Consider the following 3,085-nt stretch of genomic DNA (forward strand, 5'->3'; position numbering starts at 1 on the left):
TGGACGTCGGAGCCAATATGGATGCCAAGCCGCATCAGCTTGTACAATACGCGGTGATGGGGAGCTTGTATGCTGAAAAAGTGTTGGGCTTCGAGCGTCCGACAGTAGGCTTGCTGAATGTCGGGACAGAAGAAGGAAAAGGGAACGAATTGACGAAGGCTGTTTTTCCTCTCCTTCAAGAAGCTGACTTGAACTTTGTAGGAAATGTGGAAGCGCGCGATGTTATGCAAGGAGCCTGTGATGTGCTCGTATGCGACGGCTTTGTAGGAAATGTTTTGCTAAAGGCCGTAGAGGGTGCTGCTTCCACAATCTTTTCGCAGTTGAAGCAGGAGTTTACTTCCAGCCTGATTAATAAGCTAGGAGCGGCCATTCTGAAACCTGGATTGGTTCGCTTTAAAAAGAAAATGGATTATGCGGAATACGGTGGTGCTCCCTTACTGGGATTGAAATCCCCAGTGATCAAGGCCCACGGTTCCTCAAATGAGCGCGCGATGAAAAACGCGATCGTCAGTGCTACGCGTTTTATTCAGCAGGACGTGAATGATGTTATCCAGCAATCATTACAGAAAAATACTTTGGGAGAAAGCGAGTGAAGCAGATGAGTGCAAAGCGTTCAGTAGGGATTTTGTCTACAGGCTCTTATACCCCTGAGCGGGTATTGACGAACTTTGATCTGGAGAAAATGGTGGAAACCTCTGATGAGTGGATTGTTTCCCGTACTGGAATCAGAGAACGCCGCATTAGCTCACCGGAGCAAGCTTCCTCCGACTTGGCTTACGAGGCTGCCAAAGAAGCGCTCCAAAAAGCAAACATCAGCGCGGAACAGTTGGATATGATCATTGTCGCTACCGTAACGCCTGACATGTCGTTCCCGTCTACTGCTTGCTTGCTGCAAGAAAAGCTGGGTGCTACACGTGCGGCTGCGATGGATCTTTCCGCGGCTTGCACAGGCTTTTTGTACGGAATTACGACAGCGACTCAGTTCATCCAAAACGGTTTGTATAAAAAAGTGTTGGTCGTAGGCGTTGAGACCTTGTCCAAAATTACGAATTACAAAGATCGAAATACATGTGTCTTGTTCGGAGACGGCGCGGGTGCGGCTGTTATCGGTGAAGTTACCGAGGGCTACGGCTTCCAGTCCTTTGAGCTCGGCGCAGATGGATCAGGCGGGTCACTCTTGTGCATGCCGGCAGGTGGTTCCAGAACACCTGCATCCGCTGAGTCTGTCGAACAAGGACTGCATTATCTCCACATGGCAGGCGGAGAAGTTTTCAAATTCGCCGTTCGCGTTATGAATTCTGCAACAGAGGCTGTCTTGTCCAAAGCGGGCGTATCGAAGGATGAGATCGACCTGTTGGTGCCGCATCAGGCAAACAAACGCATCATCGACTCTGCTATACAGCGTTTCGGTCTGTCTGAGGATAAAGTTGCGATCAACCTGGATCGCTATGGAAACATGTCTTCTGCTTCCATTCCAGTAGCGCTGGATGAAGCAGTAAAGGCTGGTCGTGTAAAAGAAGGCGATAACCTGATTCTGGTTGGATTTGGTGGTGGCTTGACTTGGGGAGCGACGCTCTTGAAGTGGTGCACGACTCCGGCAGAAGGGAGCAAGTAGGAATGGGAAAAGTAGCCTTTGTTTTTCCAGGGCAAGGTTCACAATTTGTAGGAATGGGGCAAGCTCTCTCCGAACAATCGGAAGCGGCCCGTCACATATTTGAGCAGGCTGATGAAGCGCTCGGCTTTTCCTTATCGGGACTGTGTTTTGCAGGTCCAGAAGAGGAATTGAAGCTGACAGCAAACACACAGCCAGCTATTTTGACAGCAAGCATCGCTGTTATGGCAACATTGAACGAAAAGTTGCCTGACTATAAGCCTGCGTTCGTAGCGGGTCACAGCTTGGGTGAGTATTCTGCTTTGGTTGCAGCGGGGGCCTTGTCCTTTGCAGATGCAGTCAAAACAGTGCGAGCTCGTGGTCAGTTCATGGAAGAGGCAGTGCCAGCGGGACAAGGTGCAATGGCGGCTGTCTTGAACATGGATCGCGCGGCACTGCATGCGGTTTGCGAAGAAGTAACAGCATCTGGACATCCTGTTCAATTAGCAAACATGAATTGCCCAGGGCAAATCGTAATCTCTGGTTCTGCTGAAGGTGTGAAGCTGGCCGGTGAAAAAGCGAAGGAAGCGGGCGCAAAGCGTGTCCTTCCATTGAATGTAAGCGGTCCGTTCCACTCGAGCTTGATGCAGCCAGCAGCAGATAAACTGCAAGCGGTTTTGGCTGGAGTAACGGTACAAGAAGCGACTGTGCCTGTTGTGGCAAACGTAACGGCTAGACCGGTGTCTGAGGCTACAATCATTGTAGATCAATTGGTTCAACAAGTTTCCGCTCCAGTTTTGTGGGAGGATTCTGTACAATGGATGGTCGAAGCAGGTGTGACGACCTTTATAGAAATCGGTCCAGGAAAAGTTTTGGCTGGATTGATCAAGAAAATCGCACCAGCGGATACAACAATTATCTCTGTACAGGATATGGATTCGCTTACTGAGCTTTTGAACGGAGGGGTACTATGTTAACAGGAAAAACAGCACTGGTCACAGGGGCTTCCCGTGGTATTGGGCGTGCGATTGCATTGAAGCTGGCAGAAGCTGGGGCTAATGTGGTTGTCAATTACGCAGGTAGTGAAGCGGCAGCGAGTGAGACTGTTGCGCTTATTAAAGAAATGGGCCGCGATGCCATCATGATTCGCGCGAACGTTTCTTCTACAGAGGATGTCAACGACATGTTCAAAGCTGCTTTGGATCATTTTGGTGCGATCGATATCCTCGTGAACAACGCAGGAATTACTCGCGACAACCTGATCATGCGCATGAAAGAAGACGAGTGGGACGATGTCATTGCGACGAATCTGAAGGGTGTATTCAACTGCGTAAAGGCAGCGACCCGCCCAATGATGAAGCAACGTTCAGGCAAAATCATCAACATCACTTCTGTGGTAGGGGTTTTGGGGAACGCAGGACAAGCAAACTACGTGGCGGCAAAAGCTGGGGTTATTGGCTTGACGAAGACGGCTGCTCGCGAGCTGGCTAGCCG

4 protein-coding genes are annotated in these 3,085 nt (G+C 50.1%); all 4 read left to right on the forward strand.

Annotation, left to right across the window (positions count from 1 at the left end; translation table 11 throughout):
• Nucleotides 1-593 (forward strand): phosphate acyltransferase PlsX (gene plsX, locus PMI05_RS20830; RefSeq protein ID WP_007725931.1); only part of this gene is annotated, 593 nt, incomplete at its 5' end.
• 5 nt (nucleotides 594-598) lie between these two features.
• On the forward strand, nucleotides 599-1,615 hold the full coding sequence (locus PMI05_RS20835) for a beta-ketoacyl-ACP synthase III (RefSeq protein WP_039961108.1): 1,017 nt from the start codon (nucleotides 599-601) through the stop codon (nucleotides 1,613-1,615).
• A 2-nt stretch (nucleotides 1,616-1,617) separates the two neighbouring features.
• Nucleotides 1,618-2,568, forward strand: a complete 951-nt coding sequence (fabD, locus tag PMI05_RS20840) for an ACP S-malonyltransferase (RefSeq protein WP_007725933.1) — start codon at nucleotides 1,618-1,620, stop codon at nucleotides 2,566-2,568.
• A partial coding sequence (locus PMI05_RS20845; RefSeq protein WP_007725934.1) for a 3-oxoacyl-ACP reductase family protein occupies nucleotides 2,562-3,085 on the forward strand: 524 nt, incomplete at its 3' end. The genes fabD and PMI05_RS20845, both read left to right, overlap by 7 nt.

The sequence above is a fragment of the Brevibacillus sp. BC25 genome (assembly GCF_000282075.1).
Lineage (GTDB): Bacteria > Bacillota > Bacilli > Brevibacillales > Brevibacillaceae > Brevibacillus.

What these genes read in the sequence shown, in the direction of transcription:
- PMI05_RS20835 (WP_039961108.1), top strand. Translation starts at nt 599, where the DNA reads ATGAGTGCAAAGCGTTCAGTAGGGATTTTGTCTACAGGCTCTTATACC.
- fabD (WP_007725933.1), top strand. Translation starts at nt 1,618, where the DNA reads ATGGGAAAAGTAGCCTTTGTTTTTCCAGGGCAAGGTTCACAATTTGTA.